Here is an 18548-nt window from a genome sequence, read left to right on the forward strand (position 1 = left end):
CCCGGAGGGGGATCCCAGCTGCGCTGGGCAGACCAAAGCGGCAGAGGTCTGCCGCACTCCATAGCGTCATGCCCCTCGCGAAGCATATGGAGTGCTGTAGCCCTCTACAGCTTAGCCGCCCCCCCGGCGGGGGATCCCAGCTGCGCTGGGCAGTCCCCACCCGCACCGGCCTGCCGCACTCCAGAGCGTCATGCCCCTCGCGAAGCATATGGAGTGCTGTAGCCCTCTACAGCTTTTCCGCCCCCCCGGAGGGGGATCCCAGCTCCGCTGGGGAAACCAAAGCGGCAGAGGTCTGCCGCACTCCAGAGCGTCATGCCCCTTGCGAAGCGTATGGAGTGCTGTAGCCCTCTACAGCTTTTCCGCACCCCCGGAGGGGGATCCCAACCCGGCAGGCTGCTAGGGAAAATTTAGAGGACAAGGGGTCGGAGAATACGGTGGAGTAGCCGGCCAGGGCTGGCAGCGGAAGAAGAGCTTGGAATAACCTTCCGGATTCGCGAGCACATACTCGAAGGGGTCGAGAGGAATCGAGTTAAGATAGAAGTAGCACCAATTCTGCATGTCCAGCGACGCTTCCACCATGAACCCTTGCTCGGCCAGTCCATGCAGGATTACGTCGGTTCCCTTCTGCCCTTCCAGCGGACTGGCGGAGAGCTGGAACGGGACGCTGACAAAAATATTGGCGACCAAACCTGTCACCGATCCCATGGCGTTGCTAAGCACGATGGAATAATTGCCGGCATGCTCCGGTGCCGCGGGTGAAATCGTTAGATTGGTGGAGTTCTGACCTGGAATCACAACGCCGTCCAGCAGCCACTGGACACTGGTCACCAGAGGAACGGCGACATGACGCGTGGTGAGCTGAAACGAGTCGCCCGAGTTGACGGTGTTTGTGAACGGGACCGATTGCAACCAAGGCAGCTCCCCACAGCGCCAATTGATCTGGACCAGATCGTTGGTGTCCCCCTTAACGGCATCAATAAAGGCGTAATACGTGGTGCTCGATTTCCCCGCGAACTGCACCAGGCTGCTCGCCCCATTGCGGTTGCAGGTCACATACTTCAGCGGAGGCGCGGCTCCGATGGAATAGATCGAGAGCACGGTGTCGATAGTGCTCCCAAAGGTGTCCACGATGAGGGTGGCGTTAGTCGTCAGGCGAAACTTTTGGATCAAGGAATACCCCCCGACCACACCGCAGGGAGGTGGTTCGCTCGGCTGGCCAGCGGCCCCTTTGAGATTGAGGAACTGAGAACCAATCGTCCCGGCGGTCACCGAGACCGTGGCGACTTCCGCCAACCCGGCTTGGTCCTCACCCGTCAGGCTGGGAACCGAAAACGGCAGAGAGGGAGGGTCGTACTTGTCCTCCCACACCTCTCGAGGCAAGTCTCCCAACTGAAGGCGCGCATGACGGCTTTGAATTACCTGGCGGTCCGGGCTGGTGACCAGCACCGAGTAAAGGCCGATCGACTTCACATCCACCTTGTCCAGGGTCAATACATCGTCCGTTTGCCCGAATAGCCGGTTGCCATTGAAGAGCCACTGAAACGCCGAGGCGTTGTTCGCCACGACTCTGAACTGAACACGGTTGCCCGGAACACCCGTCTGACTATCAGGATGCCTCAGAATCTCAGGAATCTTCAGGCTCGTGGAATTCAGGTTCCAGTGAAGCAGGAAATCGTTGGTGTCCCCGCCATAACCATCCACCGCGATGTAATACTGCAAACGAGACGAGGCGTTGAAACGCAAGGAACTGGTGTAGTAAGCCCCGCCATCGTCATCGCTCTCCACCTTCTTGAGCGTGTTGACGCTCTCCCCCGTATAAACCGCCAGCAGCGTGTCAAAGGTGCTGCCACGCGTGTTGAAGGCCGCGATTCCGTCCTTCGTCGCACGCCAGCGAAACCAGACGGAACGACCGCCCGAATTCCCATCGTGAAGCGGTTCCCCCTTTTCCTGGGAGGCCCCGCGATTGGAACTCCGCAAAGAGCCGCTGGGATCCTCCTTCAGATCGAAGGCATCGCGAAAATCGTCGGCCGCCTTCACCACCGGTAAATCTATCAGCACTCGAACCGGAGTACTTAGAACCACTCCCGCTCCATTGGCCACCACCGCCGTGTAACTTCCGCCATCCTCAAAATCAATGATCTCCTTGGTATAGGATTGCTGATTCGCATTGGGAATGTTGACGCCATTGCGCTTCCACTGGAACTCCAAAGGCCCTGTCCCCAACGCACCCGCCGGCAAACGGAGGACTTTGCCAACCGAAACAGGTAACTCCAAGGGAGCATCCACCGTAATCCGCGGAAGCTCCGCTACCTGTAGCTGGAGATCCAAGAAGGTCGACCCAGCCACGTTGAAGGCCTCCAACCGATAAAATCCCGCATCCGAGGGTCGCAGCGATTTGAAGTCGAGCGTCGATGAGGTCGCGCCGGCGATTGGCGTCTGGTTGAAGTACCACTGGAAGCGAATCGGCAGGGTCCCGACGGCCGCGGCACTCCAAGACCAGCTCTCGCTGGCCCGACCTTGGTGATCCTGCGGAATCTGGGTGAATCGCGGCACACCCACATTCGGAGCACCGGGGGTAGGCAGATCCACCAATCCAACGAAGCGCGCCCCATCGGGATAGCGAGCCTCGGCTCGCTTGGCATCGGGGACCTTGGTGACCACCTGGTGGATCAGTGAGCCAGCTTGATCAAAGAGCTGCAAGGTGAAGGTGTCGCTAGGCAGACGAAACGGAACGTGCAAACCAGATGGATCGGTCGCGTTCAGATCCGGATTCCCATCGGCCCATACCCGGAAGAAGCCCCCCCCGGCAATTTTCCTTCCCTTCGGAATCGGAAACATAGGGGACTGGGTCGTAGGACCAAAAAGGAAGAGAGAGAGCCCGGTCAGATCCACCGTTTCTCGGCCCGGATTGTAGAGCTCAAACCAGCTCGCCTGAGGCCGGGGAGGCGACACCAGCCACTCGTTGATCACCAGCGAGGGGGTCATGGCGTTAACCCCACCTGGGGTTGGCTGAGCGAAGATCCGATACCGTCCGCCGAGTTGCGGCCGTTGGTCCAACCCATAGGAGAGGTCGGTGTCCAAGGCAGGGTAGTCTAGATAGTCCACGACCATCGGCTTGCCCTGGATCAGCATGGAGAGGGCTAGAGATCCCCCCTTCGGGTTGAGCCTCAGGGTACAATGGAATTGGTCGGAGTTGCTCTGTTCGGCCTCCCCATCCAGCCAAACGATCAGATACTGTCCTGGATTGATCACAGAACCCTTCGGAAAGCGCCACCGCTGGAACTGATAATAGTTGTCCGAAAGCGAAAAATCCTCGAGCGAAAGAGGCTTGGGCCCCGGATTATAGAGCTCGACCCAAGGGTCTGCTTCTCGACGATTGTCAAAAAGGGTGAAACGATTGTCCGACTGCAACTCGTTGATGCACAGGATTCTGAAATAGGGCGAAGAAGGCGGCACCACTCCCGTGTCACTGGCGCAGACTCCATGGGTGCCGGCACTCATCGAAACCACCAGGCAGATTAACCGGAACCAGATCGCGGCGTGGGACGCGGGCGGCCGAGAACCAGCTCCAGGGAGGTCCAGAGTCTTCATAGTTACAACGTTAGAACGAGCCAAATTGGATCAACGGTTCTCATGCGCCACACTCACTCTACGAAACCGAGTGGGGCTTTCTTTCACCGCCGAAAGGAATTGTGGGTTTAAGACATGGCAGGAGGCATTAGGAATGGCACATCCCGAAAAACCTCAATTCCTATTGATTACAGGGTATATGGATACTCCGGAAGAACTTCAGGATCAAGTGCCGAATCAGGCGAGAAGGGCTCATCTTCGAAACCGTTTCACTAGGACGACCAGCGATTGGATCTCTTCACCAGTGAGCTTTTCCCGAAACCCGGGCATTTTCAGATTCCCGCGGTCGTCCTTTTTTCCTTCGGTCACCTGTTTCACGATCTCGGCGTCCGTCGCCTTACTCTCCGACAGGTCTTTGACGCCCAGCTTCCGAGCAGCAGGATTCTGAGCCTTCCCGTCTTTCCCATGGCACAACGCGCAGTGTTTCAGGAAAATCGCATCGCCATTGGCGCCTTGAACGGAGGCAACCGCGACGCCTAAGAGAAAGAGCGCCATACAGGGCAGGGAAGCAGAGAGGAAGACCCGTTGCCATGATCGTGTCAGGGGCAGCGGAACAACCGACCGATGAATCATAGATTCGTTCTTACCCGGAGTGATCAGAAGAAGCAAGGTAGGTGTGGGGAGGCAAAAGGGACTTCTGGGCAAACATTGGCCCAACCGGACGGGCTTGGCGGCACCCAGAGAACGAGATGAAGCAAGCGCAACGAAACGCCATCCTGAAATCAGAGCGTCGGATGGATGGTTGCCGACGCATCCCAGACTGATCCACTGGCTGGAAGACCTGCCCCCGAATATTTGGCCCGCCCGCTTCGTCGAACAAGGATCAATTTAGCCCCTTTCTTCAAACGAATATCTATGAAATCACCCCTCTCATTGCTTTCTTTGACAGTCACAAGCCTGGCTTTCCTCGCAATGCCATTCAACCTGGCGAGCGACCCCCTTCCCTCCTTGCCTGCCTTCTCTCGAACCAGCGGACTCTCCATCGATTACCGGGTGCTTCCCTCGCACCGAGAACTCCAAGAAGCCCTGCGAAAAGTCGTTCGCGATGGCAATAATGGCGGCTTCGCTCTGAACATGTGGGTCACGGTGGTCAATCGTGACGGCGTGGTCCTGGGAGTTGCTTTCTCGGGCGGCAACCGAGGCGATCAATGGCCGGGCAGCCGGGTGATCTCCGCCCAAAAGGCCAACGCTGCCAATGCCTTCAGCCTGCCCAAACTCGCGCTCTCCACCGCCAATCTCTATTCCGCAGTTCAACCGGGCGGGAGTCTCTACGGACTGGCCGATAGCAACCCGGTTAACACCGACGCGGCCTACTCCGGGTCAGCTCTCCTGTATGGCACCGATTGCGATCCGATGGTCGGCAAACGCATCGGCGGAATCAACACGTTCGGGGGTGGCTTGCCTCTCTACGACCGGGACGGAAGGCTCATTGGAGCACTCGGTGTCAGCGGTGACACCTCCTGCGCCGATCACATCATCGCGTGGAAACTTCGACACGCCCTGAATTTTGACAACGTGCCCGCCGGAGTCAGCGCCACCAAGGACGATAACATCGTTCACGATCTCAAGAAGGATGAGTACGGACACCCCGTCAGTGCGAGTGGCTGGGGACACCCCACCGTCGGGGACGAGGCCAAGCGAATCGCCGAAGCTCTGCCCAGGACTCATCCCGTCGGCCCGCAACGATAGCTCAGACTACAAAGGTCAACTGTGACCACGGATCTCTCGGATAACACGGATCCGCAAAGACTTGGAAGGACGACCCTCATCGCTCGGAAAGGGACTGCGATCTTCCGTCAAAGACTGTCACAACCCCTTTTTAATCCGTGTCATCCGTGAGATCCGTGGTTAGTTCATTCCCGGTTTTAGGTTTAACCAAGGAGGTTCTGCCTCAGACCGACGAAGCCTCGTCGGTCTGAGGCAGAACCTCCTTAGAACTCGGTCATTTACCCGGCCCAAACGCTTTTGCTACAACTTCAACCATGAGCACATCGTCCCTCTTCCCACTCTCCTCCCGTCGTCGGTTTCTACGCACCACGGCCGTGAGCTCTCTGGCTTTTCCGTTTGTCTCTCGCCTGCCGGTTCTGGGCGCCAATGAAAAGCTAAGCATCGCGGCCATCGGCGCCGGCGGAAAAGGCGGGGTGGACATCGGCTACTGCAAATCCGAGAACGTGGTCGCGCTCTGCGATGTCGATCAGAAGAATGCCGCGAGCACCTTTCAAGCGTTCCCCCAGGCCAGGACGTTCAAGGACTTCAGAGTCATGCTGGAAAAGGAAGGCAAGAACATCGACGCCGTCACCATCTCGACTCCTGACCACACGCATTTCCATGCGGCTGTGCTCGCGATGCAGCTCCGGAAACATGTCTACCTGCAGAAGCCCCTGACGCACACGATCTGGGAAGCTAGAACTCTCACCCAGCTTGCCCGGAAGCACAAAGTCGTCACTCAGATGGGCAATCAGGGACACTCTCAAGTCGACTCGCGTCGCCTGGTGGAACTGATTCAAGCGGGGGTGGCGGGCGACATCCAAGAGGTGCATGTCTGGACCGACCGGCCGATCTGGCCGCAGGGTCACGATCGCCCCAAAGCAGCCGCCGTGCCCGAACATCTGGATTGGGACCTCTGGCTCGGACCGGCGCCCTACCGCCCTTTTCACGAAGGCTGCGTCCCGTTCAATTGGCGGGCGTTCTGGGACTTTGGCACCGGTGCTCTAGGCGACATGGGATGCCACAACATGGATCTCGCGTTCTTCGCCCTCGGTTTGCGCGACCCTCGCGCAGTCGAAGCGACGTCCTCCGGAGTGAACTCCGAGACGGCGCCAGCCTGGTCCATCATCACCTATGAATTTCCGAAATCTGGCCGCCGCGGCCCGGTGAAGCTGGTGTGGTATGACGGTGGAAAAAAGCCTTCCCCCGCTCTCGCAAAATCCAAAGAGCTCCCCGGCAACGGCTGCATCATGGTTGGCAGCAAGGACAGCCTCTATGTGCCAAACTATTGGGGCAAGGGAACGTTCACCTCCGGCGCCACAATGGAAGACTATGCGAGTGTTTCTCCGAAGCTCCCGCGACTCCCAGGAGCCGACAAGGACAACGATGCCGCCCAACATCTGGAATGGATCCAAGCCTGCAAAGGAGCCGGCAAAACTCTCTCGAACTTTGAGTATGCCGGCCCGATGACCGAAGCCGTGCTCCTGGGCAATGTGGCCCTGCGCGCCGGTAAACGGATCGAATGGGATGCGAAGCGCCTCCAGGTGACCAACGCGCCCGAGGCCAACCAATACATCCGAACCGAGTATCGCAAAGGATGGGAATACCAAGGCTGAGGATCATCCAGGCCTGGGCTCTCGCCATCGCATCCATCGGGTGCTTTTGCGTTCTCTGGGGATGTGGGCAACAGAGACCGTCAGGCCTCACCGTCTACGCCTCTCAGGATCAGGTCTACGCGGAGCCCTTGCTCCGACGGTTTACCGAACGCACTCGCGTCCCCGTTCAAGCCATCTACGACAGCGAGGCGGTCAAGACGGTCGGGCTGGCCAATCGGCTGCTAGCCGAACGCGATCGTCCTTTGGCCGACGTCTTCTGGAGCAATGAAGAATTTCGAACGCGCCAACTCGCCGCGGCCGGGGTGTTTCGGAAGACCAATGGATGGGTGGCCTTCGGTCAACGAAGCCGCCAATGGGTGATCCACACGCAGGCCATCGCCCAGGCCCAAATCTCAGAGACTGTCCCAGCCTCCCTGCTCGAACTCACCAACAGCCGCTGGCGCGGAAAAGTGGCCATGGCTTCGCCGCTCTTCGGATCCACCGCGACACATTTCTGTGTGCTGCGCCAGAGGTGGGGCGAGGAGATCTGGAAACAGTGGTGCGCGGGCTTGAGTCGCAATGAGCTGATCCTGACGGAGGGCAACTCAATGGTCGTCCGACTGGTAGCGCGAGGTCAGGCGCTGATCGGACTCACGGATTCGGATGATATCGCGGCGGGACAGCGGGAAGGATGGCCGGTGCGTGGAGTCTCTCTGGGAGCGGAGGGATGGCGGATGCCCAACACCGTCGGCATCATCCGAGGCAGCCGACGACCCGCTCAGGCTCAGGAGCTGATGGATTACCTCCGCTCAGCAGAATCACTCGCCTTCCTGGAGGGAGCCGCCGCCTTGGAGCCCGCCACCCACTCAGAGGCCCTTCAGCCGACCGTAGACTGGGCAGCGCTGCTGCGCGATCTTCCCACGACCACTCACCTGCTTCGCTCCATCTTCCTAAGGTGAGGCAAGACGCCCTTTCATAGGAAGGACTTCTGATGTCGTCCCCTACAGGCCTAAGTGTCGGAGCCGAGGTAACGAGCCTTGGTTCATGGAGGGGAGCTGGCTTTGATCGGGCTGATCTGCGCGATCCTTCGGTTCTCGCTGAGTTAGTACTCCTCCGCGTTCTCCGCGCCTCCGCCAGAAAAGATCCCTCCACTGACTCGGAAGGACTGCCGGAATCTCTCGCGCAGGCGCGGAGAACGCGGAGAGGAAAGAGTTCATGGAGAGGCCGTCGGCCTCAGTACTTAGCCACGGAGTGGTCGATCTCATCCGCCCAGGCCGTAATGCCACCCTTCACGCTTTTGGCATATTTGAACCCCTGTTCCTTGAGGAAGTTCAGAGCCTTCATCGAGCGAACCCCGCCCTTGCAGTGGAGGTAAATGGCCTGGTTGGGATCTAGCTCCGTAAAGCGCTGGGGCAAGGAGCCGAGCGGAATGAGCTGCACTCCGTTGACGTGACAGATCTGCCACTCGTCGGGATCGCGAACGTCGACCACCTTGATGTTCAGCTTCGGATCGTCCAAGGCCTTCTTCATGTCCTGAACGGTCACCTCGTCCGGGTTGGAGGTCGGAGTCGCGGGCTCGGCCGGGATGCCGCAGAACTGCTCATAGTCGATCAGCCCGTGAATCGTGGGCTTCTCACCGCAAAGCGGGCATTTCGGATCGCGACGCAGCTTTAGCTCGCGGAACTTCATGTCGAGAGCGTTGAACAGCATCAGGCGCCCGATAAGGGAGCTTCCCTTGGCCAGAGCCAATTTCAAAATCTCAGTGGCTTGGATGCAACCAATGATCCCCGGAAGGACACCGAGCACGCCACCTTCCGCGCAGCTCGGCACCATGCCCGGAGGCGGCGGTTCCGGATAGAGACAGCGGTAGCAGGGTCCGCCCAGATGAGGAGCGAAGACGCTCGCCTGGCCATCGAAGCGAAAGATCGAGCCGTAGACGTTCGGCTTCTTGAGCAGAACGCAGGCATCGTTCGTGAGGTAGCGGGTCGGAAAGTTATCGGTGCCATCTACCACGATGTCATACTGAGCGATGATCTCCATCGCGTTCTCGCTGGTCAGCCGAGTGTTGTGGATCACCACCTCCACCCCAGGATTCAATTGTGCGATGGTCTCCTTGGCAGATTCAGCCTTGGGTCGGCCGACGTCGCTCGTCCCATGGAGGAGCTGGCGCTGCAGATTGGAAAAATCAACGGTATCGAAGTCCACGATGCCGATCTTCCCGATACCGGCAGCCGCCAGATACATGGCGATGGGAGATCCTAGGCCGCCCGCCCCAATGCAAAGCACGCTGGTGGAGCAGATTTTCTTCTGCCCAGCCATGCCCACCTCGGGGAGGATAAGGTGTCGCGAATATCGTCGAATTTCGTCGTTACTGAGTTGCATAAGCCAGAAACAAAGACAGTAGGGTGACGGGAGGAGAAATCAAGCCCATGAAAAGGAAGGCCGAAGGTTTGCCTTGGCAAGTGGTGGCGAAGCCGGAAAATGCACCCACCATTGAATTCACGCATGAATCCCTCCCGAGCACGGGGACTCCAGTCCTCCGCGAAGCTGATCCGAGATCACCTGCTCCCGGGAACCAAGCTCGCCCTGGTGCTGGGCAGTGGTTTTCAGCCGGTGACAGCCGCGCTCCAAGTCCGCTCCGAGTTGGGCTATCATCTGCTGCGCGGTTTTCCCAAGCCATCCGTCCCCGGCCACGCCGGACGCCTCCTGTGCGGCACGCTGGGAGGAGCACCGGTGGCCGTGCTGAGCGGGCGAGCCCACTACTACGAAGGACACTCGCTGTGGGACGTAACTTTTCCGATCCGTGCCCTGGCCGCAGCGGGAATTCAAGCCATCTTGCTCACGAACGCGGCTGGCGGCATCAAACGGACCCTGCGCCCGGGCACATTCATGCGCCTGACGGACCACATCAACTTCCTGGGCGAGAATCCCCTCCGCGGAGGTGCAGCCGATGGTGCCAGCCGGTTCGTGGACCTAAGCCAGACCTACGATCCGGGACTGGCGGACCTGCTAGTCCAGGCAGCCCGGACCGCCAAGGTGCGGCTGCACTCCGGGGTCTATCTTGCCGTCTCTGGACCGAGCTACGAAACACCCGCTGAAATCCGGGCGTTTCGACGCTGGGGAGCCGACGCGGTCGGCATGAGCACGGTTCCGGAAGCGATCGTGGCCCGCAGTCTGGGAATGCGCGTGGCCGGCCTATCTTGCATCACGAATGCCGCGGCAGGACTCAGCGTGAAGCCCATTTCCCACGACGAAGTGATCGAGTGCGGCCGGGCGGCAGGCCGGCAGGCCACTGAGTTGCTATCTCGATTCGCTTGTCTCTATGCTCAAGCCTGACCATGCAATCACCACGCCTCGCGGAACGAAGGGCCGGCTATGAAACGCTTTGACCTCACGCCCGGGACCGTCGCATTGCTCCTGGTTCTGGCGGCATTTTTCGGAATCTTCCTGTTTTACCCAGCCGGCCTGATGCTGAAGGAAGCCTTTCTCGTCGAAGGGCGTCTCTCGCTAGTCAACTTCCAACTCCTTCTCCAAAGCCCGCTCCAGCGCGAATCCCTGCTTAACAGCCTGATGATCGCGCTCGTGACCACAGGGGGTGCCACCCTCGTCGCCTTGCCGATGGCGTGGTGCACGACGCGATTCAGCTTCAAGGGTCGGACCTGGCTGAACGCCTTGCTTCTCGTCCCCCTGATCATGCCACCCTTTGTCGGTGCGATTGGGTTGAAGCAGCTGCTGGCCCGCTTCGGTTCCGTGAATCTGGCCCTGATGGATCTGGGCCTGCTCAGCCGCGATCATCCGATCGATTGGCTGGGCAGCGGGGGCTTCGGGGGTATCATTCTGCTGCAGATCTTTAACTTGTATCCCATCCTCCTGCTCAACCTGAGCGCGGCGCTCGCCAATCTCGACCCGTCGCTGAAGGAAGCGGGACAAAACCTGGGGGCCAGCCATTGGCGACTCTTTCGAACCGTCACGCTCCCCCTGATCCTCCCCGGGTACTTCGCCGGAGCAATACTGGTGTTCATCGCCGCGTTCACCGACCTGGGCACCCCTCTCATCTTTGGATACTCCCGGGTGGTGCCGATGCAGATCTTCGATGCCATCAATGACCTGAATGCCAACCCGCTGGGCTACACCCTCGTCACCTTCGTGTTGATCATGACACTGGTGCTGTTTGTAGTCAGTAAACGATGGCTGGCGGGACGCCGATTCGAGATGCTCCCACGCGGCCATGTGACGGGGAGCGAGCAACCCGCCACGCCATTCCAAACCTTTCTTCTCTGGTCGCTGCTCGGCGGTTGGACCCTGGTCGCCCTGCTGCCCCATTTCGCAGTGGTTGGACAATCGTTCTCAGCACACTGGTTTTTCTCGGTCCTCCCGGACACCTGGACCACCGAGCACTATTCCTCACTGTGGGGACATGGCCTCACCGCCAGCAGCATCCGGAACAGCCTCCACTATTCCAGCCTCAGCGCCTTGGTAGACCTGGTCCTGGGAGTTTCAATCGCCTGGCTGCTCACCCGCCGGCGCATCCCGTGCGCAGGACTGCTGGATGCTCTCTCGATGTTGCCGCTGGCACTGCCCGGCTTGGTGCTGGCTTTTGGCTATGTAGCCGCCTTTGACTTCGAGACCCCGTGGCTGAACCCACGTCTCGACCCGGTGTTCCTGCTGGTCATCAGCTACAGCGTGCGACGCCTCCCCTACATTGTCCGGTCCGCTTACGCGGGTTTTCAGCAAACCAGCGTCACCCTCGAGGAAGCTTCCGCCAATTTGGGTGCCAGCCCCTGGCGAACCCTTCGCAAAATCACCCTTCCACTCGTCACCGGCCACTTGGTCGCCGGAACCCTGCTCACCTTCTCTTTCGCCATGCTCGAGGTGAGCGATGGCTTAATTCTGGCCATGAAGGACGTCTATTTTCCCCTGACCAAGATGATTTACGTGCTTATGGGCCGCATCGATCCCGGAGCTCCCGGAATCGCCTGCGCCCTGGGCGTCATCGGCATGCTCCTGCTCACCACCAGCTTGCTCCTCGCCGGACGACTCCTCGGTAAGAAGCTCGGTCAGTTATTCCGCGCATGATTCCAACATCCACCCCCCCTCTCGCCACGCTGTGTCTCCTGCGCTGATTCTGAGCTGCATCGGCGTCTACTTCGCCGTTCTCCTGGGTATCGCCTGGGTGACCAGCCGCAATGCCGGCAGCTCGGCCTATTACCTGGGGAACAAATCCTCACCTTGGTACGTGGTCGCGTTTGGATTGATCGGAGACTCGTTGTCAGGGGTGACCTTCATCTCCGTGCCCGGCAGCGTCGGAACCCAAAAGTTCTCCTACCTGCAGGTCGTGCTCGGCTACATGGTCGGCTACATCCTCATCGGCGCGGTGCTCCTGCCGCTCTATTATCGGATGAACCTGACTTCCATCTACGGATACCTGCGCGAGCGGTTCGGAACCGTCTCCCAACGCACGGGAGCCGCCTTCTTCCTGCTCTCCCGGTTGCTCGGGGCCGCCGCTCGACTTTTTTTGGCGGCCACTGTGGTTCAGACTTTTGTCTTCGATGCCTGGGGGGTTCCGTTCTGGCTCTCGGTCAGCGGCATCATCGCGCTCATCCTGCTCTACACTTACCGGGGAGGGATTAAAACTCTGGTGTGGACCGATACCTTTCAATCCACGTTTCTGCTGCTGGGGGTGGTGCTCTCCATCGCGATCATGATGCGGAAAATGGGGTTGGACGCCCGGGGACTCATGGACACCCTCGCGCAAAGCCCACATACCAAAACCTTTTTTTGGGGCGACTGGCACAGCCCGGACTATTTCTGGAAACAGTTTCTGAGCGGCATTTTCATCGCCGTGGTCATGACCGGATTGGACCAAAACTCCATGCAGAAAAACCTGAGCTGCCCGAACCTCAAGGATGCTCAGAAAAACCTCTATTGGTTCGGATTGGTAGTCGTCCTGGTCAACGCGTTGTTCCTAAGCCTCGGAGCGCTGCTCTACGCGTATTGCGCGTCTCAAGGCATCGATATTCCCAAGCAGACGGATCAGCTCTTCCCGAGTCTAGCGCTGCAGCACCTGGGACCGCTAGCCGCCATCGTCTTCGTGATCGGGTTAACCGCTGCGACCTTCTCCAGCGCGGACTCCGTGCTGACAACGCTAACGACTTCCTTCTGCATCGACATACTGGGATGGAAGGAATCCGAGCTCAGCGATGCTCGGGATCAGACCCGGCGGCGCCATCTGGTGCATCTCCTGTTCGCGATCCTGCTCCTGCTGGTCATCTTGGCTTTCCGCTGGTGGAACAATCAGGCGATCATAGGCGTGGTGCTTAAGCTGGCGACCTACACTTATGGTCCGTTGCTGGGACTCTTCTCCTTCGGCCTCCTCTGCCGCCGGCAGGTGCGGGACGGATGGGTGCCCTGGATCTGCATCGCCAGCCCACTGCTGTGCCTGATCTTGGAGCGCCACTCCGCCGAATGGTTCGGAGGCTACCGGTTTGGCTTTGAACTTCTCATGCTGAACGGCCTGTTGACCGCGCTGATGCTGATTCCTAACTCTAGACGGCCCCCTTGTTCTGAAGTAGGGTGACCCGCGTGAACGTTCCCCTGAGATCAGTTCGCCGTGCGACTCTCGATGACCTGCCCAAATTGGTTCCTTTGTGGAAGCTCGAGCAGCTTCCTTGGGCTGAGTTCGAACGGCGCTTTAAGGAATTTCAGGTGGCCGAGTCCGACGAGGGAGAGATCCTGGGAGCCATTGGAGTCCAAGTTGCCGGCTTGGAAGCCCGACTGCATAGCGAGGCCTTTGCGCACTTTGATCAGGCCGACACGTTGCGGGAGCGATTCTGGGCCCGGATCAAAGTCATGGGTGAGAACCAAGGCTGGGTCCGAGTTTGGTCGGAACTCTCCAGCCACACCTGGCGACAATTTGGCTTCGACCCACCGAATCCCGAACAGATGGCGCACCTGCCGGAGCTGTTCTCCCAGGTGGGAACCGGGACGTGGAATGTGATTCAATTGAAGGAGGACAAAGTAAGCGGACCCTCGGTCGATGCCGAATTTCAAATCCTGAAAATGGCCTATCAGGAGGAGAATCAACGCCTGATGAAGCGGGCGCGGACGCTACGAAATTTCTCGATCCTCTTGGCCGCAGGGTTGGTCGGCTGGATGGCTTGGTGGGGAATCAAGCTGTTCAAAAACAAGGACCGCCTTCCCCGCAGATAAGCGGGCTGCTATGGCTTGGCCGGGGCAGTTGGCTTGGCGGTCTCGTGGCGAATGACAATGAACCAGGCGCTCTGGCTGTTGTCATTCTTGTCGTCTCCCGCAAAGATCAAGGTCTCGCCTTTGGGAAGCGGCTTTTCATGCCGGATGACCTCTTTATCCTTGCCGTAGAGCTTCACCTTGATGCGTGATTCGCTGAGATCCTTCACGTCAAAGTAGCAGACTTTGTTGATCTCCACCTTGGTATACTGATTGGTGGTAATCCCAAAGGAAACCTTCTTCTCCTCAAAGTAGTTCTTCCACTTGAAGGGCATGCTGTCGAACTTCTTCTTCAGCTCAGGAGGAATGGGCTTGTGCTCGGGCTTGGGCGAGCTTCCATCATTGGTAGCCCAAACCAGCAACGCCTCCAGTCGGATATCGGCAGCCCGCAAGACTCCCGGCCCTGCCGTGAGGAGAACACTAGCGAGACACACCCGCCAGAAAGCAATAGAACAACGCATCTTCAATTCACATCATCCGAAACCACCTCGGACGAAGCTTGGTCTTTATCATAAAGCCAAACGACTGTCACCTTCTCAGATTCCGATCGGAAGGTGACTGCACTCGTTTCTTCCAGGGGGCTCTCCGTCTCTTCGTGCAAGGATGCCACAGAAACGCCGGGAAGGGACCCGTCTCGCAAGCTCATGATCAAGACCAGGCCAGCCAGAGCAGTGCCGGTCAGAGGTAATAGCGTTCGACGCAACCACCCAGACCACCAGCCCCCACTCACTGCGGCCACTTCGTTCTGAGCCTCCACGCGTTCGAGTCGACGCTCAATCTGGCTCCAATAAAATTCACGGCTGGCCGGCACGCTCACTACGGGATCGGCCTCCCGCAGCGCCTCCTTCACCATGACCAGCTCCTGACGCAGAGCCTGCAGGCTCGCATCCTCGGCCAGAAGTTTCTCCAGAGCCAATCTCTCGCCGCCCGACAGCTCACCATCCACGTAAGCCTGCAGCTTGATTCCTATGTCCTCTTTCATGTCAGCTCATCTCCTCTCGTTTATAAGCGGCCATCAGAGTGGCCATGCGGCGGCGCGCGTAGAACAATCGGGACATGACCGTCCCGATCGAACACTCCATTCGCTTGGCAATCTCTTTATATTCCAGCTCTTCAAACTCATGTAAAACCAGTACTGTGCGGTGCGCGGAGGACAACTTGCCCAACGCCTCATCGATTCGCTTCCGTAACTCCGTCCGTTCCAAACCCTGGGTGGGATTATGAGTCACGACCGGCATCTGCCGCTCAACCCCGCCCGACTCTTCTTCCAGGAGCTCAATCGACTCTGCCCGCTGCCGCTTGTGCTTGCGCAGCTGATCCAGACACAGATTGATCACAATCCGAGTCATCCAGGTCACAAAGCTCGATTCACCCTCGAATTGCTTCAGACGCTGCCAACCCTTCACCCAGGCTTCCTGGGAAAGATCCATCGCCTCTTCCTCGTTCCGCATCATGCTGAACGCCCGAGCATAGATCTTGTCTCGGTGACGACCGACTAACTCCTCGAACGCCTTCATGTTCCCGCGCTGGGCGGCCTTCACGAGGCGATCGTCGGGTTGTTCAGCGTAATTATCCCGAGCTGGCATGTTTGACTGGGTTAGCTACCAAGGTATTCAGGGAAAGTCACAGCTTCCCCTTGGTGCTTGGGAGCTGCCCAAGAATTCTCGGATCCCGTTGACAAGCAACATCTACCGCCTTTGCAAACGCTTTAAAAAGCACCTCGCAGACATGATGCGGCTCCTCCCCATACAGTAACTCCAAATGAAGGTTGCATCGAGCCTCATTCGCAAATCCCTGGAAGAATTCGCGGGCTAGACCAAATCGAAAGGCACTAGACATGTCCTGGTTCTTTTCTTGGGTCGTGACTCGCTTCAAGGCCAGGGGGTCCATACCCCGCCAAACCAAATACGGTCGCCCACTAAAATCGACTACGCAGCGCGCCAAACATTCATCCATAGGCACATAAGCCTCCCCGGTGAACGGATTCCTCGGGTCAAAACCCGAACCATAGCGCCGAATCCCCTTCTTGTCGCCTAAGGCCGCCAACAGGGCTTGCCCCAAGGCGATCCCACAATCTTCCACGGTGTGATGAGCATCCACCTCCAAATCTCCCTGGCAACGCAACCGAAGATCCATCACGGAATGCTTGGCAAACAACACCAGCATGTGATCGAAAAACGGGATCCCGGTGGAGATCTTGGATGCACCCCGTCCATCGATGGCGAGATCGATGGCAATCTGAGTTTCTTTGGTAACCCGCTTGATTCGGGCCTTCCGCACAGTCATGACTGGAAATAAACAGACTTCAAAGGCAAAACCCAAGCGTTAATTCTTGTCACCTGGTGGACCGGAGGGCAGATTCCGGCACCGCGTGCACCCGCTTGCTGCCATCCTCGCCTGCCTGCTGCTGGCCTTTGTCAGCGGCGCACGAGGTGCCTCACCAGCGCGAGTGGAAGGCGTCTCGTTTCAAGGCCGTGAGTATTTTAAAGTCTCCTCCTGGGCTCGAGAAAACCAGTTCACCCCCCGATGGCTGGTTCAGGATCAGGAACTCAGGCTCAGCAACGCTCGCCATACCCTGATTCTCAACCACGACTCCCGACGCATCAAGATCAACGGCGTGTGGGTGTGGATCTCGGCTCCGGTGATCATGAGAGACCGCGATGCCTTTATACCCCGGCTGGACCTTCGGACGACTCTCCAGCCACTGCTGTTCCCTCGTCGTTCCACCGCCGGCTCTCCACGCATTATCTGTCTCGATCCCGGACACGGGGGCGATGACACCGGTAAACGCGACGGCAACCGCTACGAAAAGTACTTCACGCTCCAACTCGCCAAAGAGCTGGGCAAGCAGCTCACCCGGGCCGGCTACCGGGTGGTCTACACCCGAACCTCCGATGCCAAAGTCGATTTGCCCGTGCGCCCGAATGTGGCGCAACGAGCCCGCGCCGACCTGTTCCTCAGCCTGCACTTTAACGGGGCCGATGTCCCCTCGGCTCAGGGTGTGGAGGTCTATTGCCTCACCCCGGTAGGCGCCAGTTCCACCAACGCCGGGGGAGAGGGAGCCGATTCGCCAGCCTCCCCCGGAAACCGATGGGACGAACGCAATCTGCAGCTGGCCTTCGAACTGCAAAAGTCTCTGGTTCGTCGATTGGGCCGCGAGGACCGCGGACTGCGACGAGCGCGCTTTGCCGTACTTCGGGACGCCACCATGCCAGCCGTTCTGATCGAAGGAGGCTTCATGAGCAACCCCGCCGAGGCCCGCTGGATTTATTCCGCGTCAGAACGAACCAAGCTGGCCCGGGCCATTGTGGAGGCGGTCAACAGCTACAAAGCCATCACCGGCTCCTAAGCCAACGGCAAAATCCGCTCGCCAAAGACCTCCACCCGATGGCTAGCTAGTGGGCAGATGAACCTGGCTGATTTGCATCGTTCCCATGACCAAGCCCACGCCACCTGGCGCGGGAAGGACAACTACCAGGTCAGGCTCGTGCGCAGAATTCTAGGATCACGTCTCGGACAAACACGGCAACGCGTCCTGGATGTGGGGTGTGCCGATGGATACCTGCTGAGCCCTTTCTGCTCGCAGCACGACATCGTGGGAGTGGATGTCTCAACCCAGTTTTCAGCCTTGGCCCTCAAAGCCGGCTTCTCCTCCCACCAAATCAAGGATCTCTCCAGCGACGTCCTCGACGTGGCGGACCAGTCGATAGATGCCGTGTTCTGTGGGCAGACCATCGAGCATGTCATCGATACCGATTGGCTGCTCACCGAACTCAACCGAGTGCTTAAACCAGGCGGCAGCCTGATGGTGACAACCCCCAACATCCGTTCGCCACATACGCTACTACGACTGCTGCTGAACGAGACCCCGGCCTTCGGAGCCAAGTATCGCAGCGGCCATGTACGCGATTGGACCACGCGGCTGCTTCGTCGCGCCATCGAGAATAACGGCTTTGAGGTTGAGGCCATGCACGGCGTGGAGTTTTGGCTTCCGGGTGGAAGCGACCTGTTAAGCCCCCTCTTCCGCCCGCTTCCCAGCCTGGCCACCGCCATGCTGGCGGTGGCTCGAAAGGTCAAAAACGTTCGCTACGAGCTGCGCCCCTTTGAGAACTAGTGCACCACCTCGCAAATGACTGCCGGTTGATGGGGCACGGTTTCAGCTGTGGGAAGTGACCGGGGGGAGCGCCGTCGGTTGGGACTTTAACCAAAGAACCAAGCCGCGACGGCCCAAACTGTGCGCGAATCGCAGAGCGGGACCGTTAGCGACTTTCCCTCGCTCCGTGCTACCATCGTCGCCTCCGCGCAGGCACTGCGGGCGAGCAGACGCACCAGACTTCTGATTTCCAAACGGCTTGCAAACCGGGCTCAAGG

At 58.9% G+C, this 18548-nt stretch carries 16 protein-coding genes; 9 read left to right on the forward strand and 7 right to left on the reverse strand.

Translation table 11 applies throughout. The features are described 5' to 3' along the window. Window positions 1-396: 396 nt before the first annotated feature. Together JNN07_13520 and JNN07_13525 are read right to left on the reverse strand one after the other, a co-directional pair. Window positions 397-3591, reverse strand: a complete 3195-nt coding sequence (locus JNN07_13520; GenBank protein ID MBL9168751.1) for a lamin tail domain-containing protein — start codon at window positions 3589-3591, stop codon at window positions 397-399. A gap of 231 nt (window positions 3592-3822) precedes the next feature. Then, window positions 3823-4125, reverse strand: coding sequence for a cytochrome c (locus JNN07_13525; protein ID MBL9168752.1), 303 nt, complete (start codon window positions 4123-4125; stop codon window positions 3823-3825). A gap of 360 nt (window positions 4126-4485) precedes the next feature. Between JNN07_13525 and JNN07_13530 the strand changes: the two genes are divergently transcribed. The 3 genes from JNN07_13530 (at window position 4486) to JNN07_13540 (ending at window position 7891) form a co-directional block, all read left to right on the forward strand. Then, a complete protein-coding gene (locus JNN07_13530) occupies window positions 4486-5319 on the forward strand; it encodes a heme-binding protein (protein ID MBL9168753.1) in 834 nt (277 codons plus the stop codon). 293 nt (window positions 5320-5612) lie between these two features. Further along, window positions 5613-6953 carry a Gfo/Idh/MocA family oxidoreductase gene (locus tag JNN07_13535; GenBank protein MBL9168754.1) on the forward strand — a complete coding sequence of 447 codons (1341 nt, stop codon included), beginning with the start codon at window positions 5613-5615 and terminating at the stop codon, window positions 6951-6953. Next, window positions 6935-7891 carry a substrate-binding domain-containing protein gene (locus tag JNN07_13540; GenBank protein MBL9168755.1) on the forward strand — a complete coding sequence of 319 codons (957 nt, stop codon included), beginning with the start codon at window positions 6935-6937 and terminating at the stop codon, window positions 7889-7891. Before JNN07_13535 ends, JNN07_13540 begins: the two co-directional genes overlap by 19 nt. A gap of 274 nt (window positions 7892-8165) precedes the next feature. Here JNN07_13540 and moeB read toward each other — a convergent pair whose 3' ends face one another. Next, complete coding sequence (moeB, locus tag JNN07_13545) at window positions 8166-9314, reverse strand: molybdopterin-synthase adenylyltransferase MoeB (protein MBL9168756.1); 1149 nt, start codon at window positions 9312-9314, stop codon at window positions 8166-8168. 123 nt (window positions 9315-9437) lie between these two features. On the opposite strand from moeB, the gene JNN07_13550 reads away from it, so the two are divergent. Genes JNN07_13550 through JNN07_13565 form a run of 4 tightly spaced genes read left to right on the forward strand, consistent with a single transcriptional unit; the run spans window position 9438 to window position 14141 of the window. Further along, window positions 9438-10268 carry a purine-nucleoside phosphorylase gene (locus JNN07_13550; GenBank protein ID MBL9168757.1) on the forward strand — a complete coding sequence of 277 codons (831 nt, stop codon included), beginning with the start codon at window positions 9438-9440 and terminating at the stop codon, window positions 10266-10268. Between the two features lie 39 nt (window positions 10269-10307). Further along, entirely contained in the window at window positions 10308-12008 is a 1701-nt protein-coding gene (locus JNN07_13555) for an iron ABC transporter permease (protein MBL9168758.1), read from the forward strand. Window positions 12009-12039: 31 nt separating this feature from the next. Next, a complete protein-coding gene (locus JNN07_13560) occupies window positions 12040-13509 on the forward strand; it encodes a sodium:solute symporter (GenBank protein ID MBL9168759.1) in 1470 nt (489 codons plus the stop codon). Window positions 13510-13514: 5 nt separating this feature from the next. Beyond that, a complete protein-coding gene (locus JNN07_13565) occupies window positions 13515-14141 on the forward strand; it encodes a hypothetical protein (GenBank protein MBL9168760.1) in 627 nt (208 codons plus the stop codon). An 8-nt stretch (window positions 14142-14149) separates the two neighbouring features. Here JNN07_13565 and JNN07_13570 read toward each other — a convergent pair whose 3' ends face one another. Genes JNN07_13570 through hisB form a run of 4 tightly spaced genes read right to left on the reverse strand, consistent with a single transcriptional unit; the run spans window position 14150 to window position 16463 of the window. After that, complete coding sequence (locus JNN07_13570; GenBank protein MBL9168761.1) at window positions 14150-14638, reverse strand: hypothetical protein; 489 nt, start codon at window positions 14636-14638, stop codon at window positions 14150-14152. A gap of 2 nt (window positions 14639-14640) precedes the next feature. Continuing rightward, window positions 14641-15159, reverse strand: a complete 519-nt coding sequence (locus tag JNN07_13575) for a hypothetical protein (GenBank protein MBL9168762.1) — start codon at window positions 15157-15159, stop codon at window positions 14641-14643. A gap of 1 nt (window position 15160) precedes the next feature. Continuing rightward, window positions 15161-15763, reverse strand: coding sequence for a sigma-70 family RNA polymerase sigma factor (locus tag JNN07_13580; GenBank protein ID MBL9168763.1), 603 nt, complete (start codon window positions 15761-15763; stop codon window positions 15161-15163). A gap of 37 nt (window positions 15764-15800) precedes the next feature. After that, window positions 15801-16463, reverse strand: coding sequence for an imidazoleglycerol-phosphate dehydratase HisB (hisB, locus tag JNN07_13585; protein MBL9168764.1), 663 nt, complete (start codon window positions 16461-16463; stop codon window positions 15801-15803). Window positions 16464-16548: 85 nt separating this feature from the next. On the opposite strand from hisB, the gene JNN07_13590 reads away from it, so the two are divergent. Next, a complete protein-coding gene (locus JNN07_13590; protein ID MBL9168765.1) occupies window positions 16549-17526 on the forward strand; it encodes an N-acetylmuramoyl-L-alanine amidase in 978 nt (325 codons plus the stop codon). 57 nt (window positions 17527-17583) lie between these two features. Beyond that, complete coding sequence (locus tag JNN07_13595; GenBank protein MBL9168766.1) at window positions 17584-18291, forward strand: class I SAM-dependent methyltransferase; 708 nt, start codon at window positions 17584-17586, stop codon at window positions 18289-18291. Window positions 18292-18548: the final 257 nt, after the last annotated feature.

Source organism: Verrucomicrobiales bacterium, from assembly GCA_016793885.1.
GTDB lineage: Bacteria > Verrucomicrobiota > Verrucomicrobiia > Limisphaerales > UBA11320 > UBA11320.

Coding starts and splice junctions, on each gene's coding strand:
- JNN07_13575 (MBL9168762.1), bottom strand. CDS start 15,159: ATGAAAGAGGACATAGGAATCAAGCTGCAGGCTTACGTGGATGGTGAG.
- JNN07_13525 (MBL9168752.1), bottom strand. CDS start 4,125: ATGGCGCTCTTTCTCTTAGGCGTCGCGGTTGCCTCCGTTCAAGGCGCC.
- JNN07_13595 (MBL9168766.1), top strand. CDS start 17,584: ATGAACCTGGCTGATTTGCATCGTTCCCATGACCAAGCCCACGCCACC.
- JNN07_13555 (MBL9168758.1), top strand. CDS start 10,308: ATGAAACGCTTTGACCTCACGCCCGGGACCGTCGCATTGCTCCTGGTT.
- moeB (MBL9168756.1), bottom strand. CDS start 9,314: ATGCAACTCAGTAACGACGAAATTCGACGATATTCGCGACACCTTATC.
- hisB (MBL9168764.1), bottom strand. CDS start 16,463: ATGACTGTGCGGAAGGCCCGAATCAAGCGGGTTACCAAAGAAACTCAG.
- JNN07_13520 (MBL9168751.1), bottom strand. CDS start 3,591: ATGAAGACTCTGGACCTCCCTGGAGCTGGTTCTCGGCCGCCCGCGTCC.
- JNN07_13570 (MBL9168761.1), bottom strand. CDS start 14,638: ATGCGTTGTTCTATTGCTTTCTGGCGGGTGTGTCTCGCTAGTGTTCTC.
- JNN07_13535 (MBL9168754.1), top strand. CDS start 5,613: ATGAGCACATCGTCCCTCTTCCCACTCTCCTCCCGTCGTCGGTTTCTA.
- JNN07_13530 (MBL9168753.1), top strand. CDS start 4,486: ATGAAATCACCCCTCTCATTGCTTTCTTTGACAGTCACAAGCCTGGCT.
- JNN07_13580 (MBL9168763.1), bottom strand. CDS start 15,763: ATGCCAGCTCGGGATAATTACGCTGAACAACCCGACGATCGCCTCGTG.
- JNN07_13550 (MBL9168757.1), top strand. CDS start 9,438: ATGAATCCCTCCCGAGCACGGGGACTCCAGTCCTCCGCGAAGCTGATC.
- JNN07_13540 (MBL9168755.1), top strand. CDS start 6,935: ATGGGAATACCAAGGCTGAGGATCATCCAGGCCTGGGCTCTCGCCATC.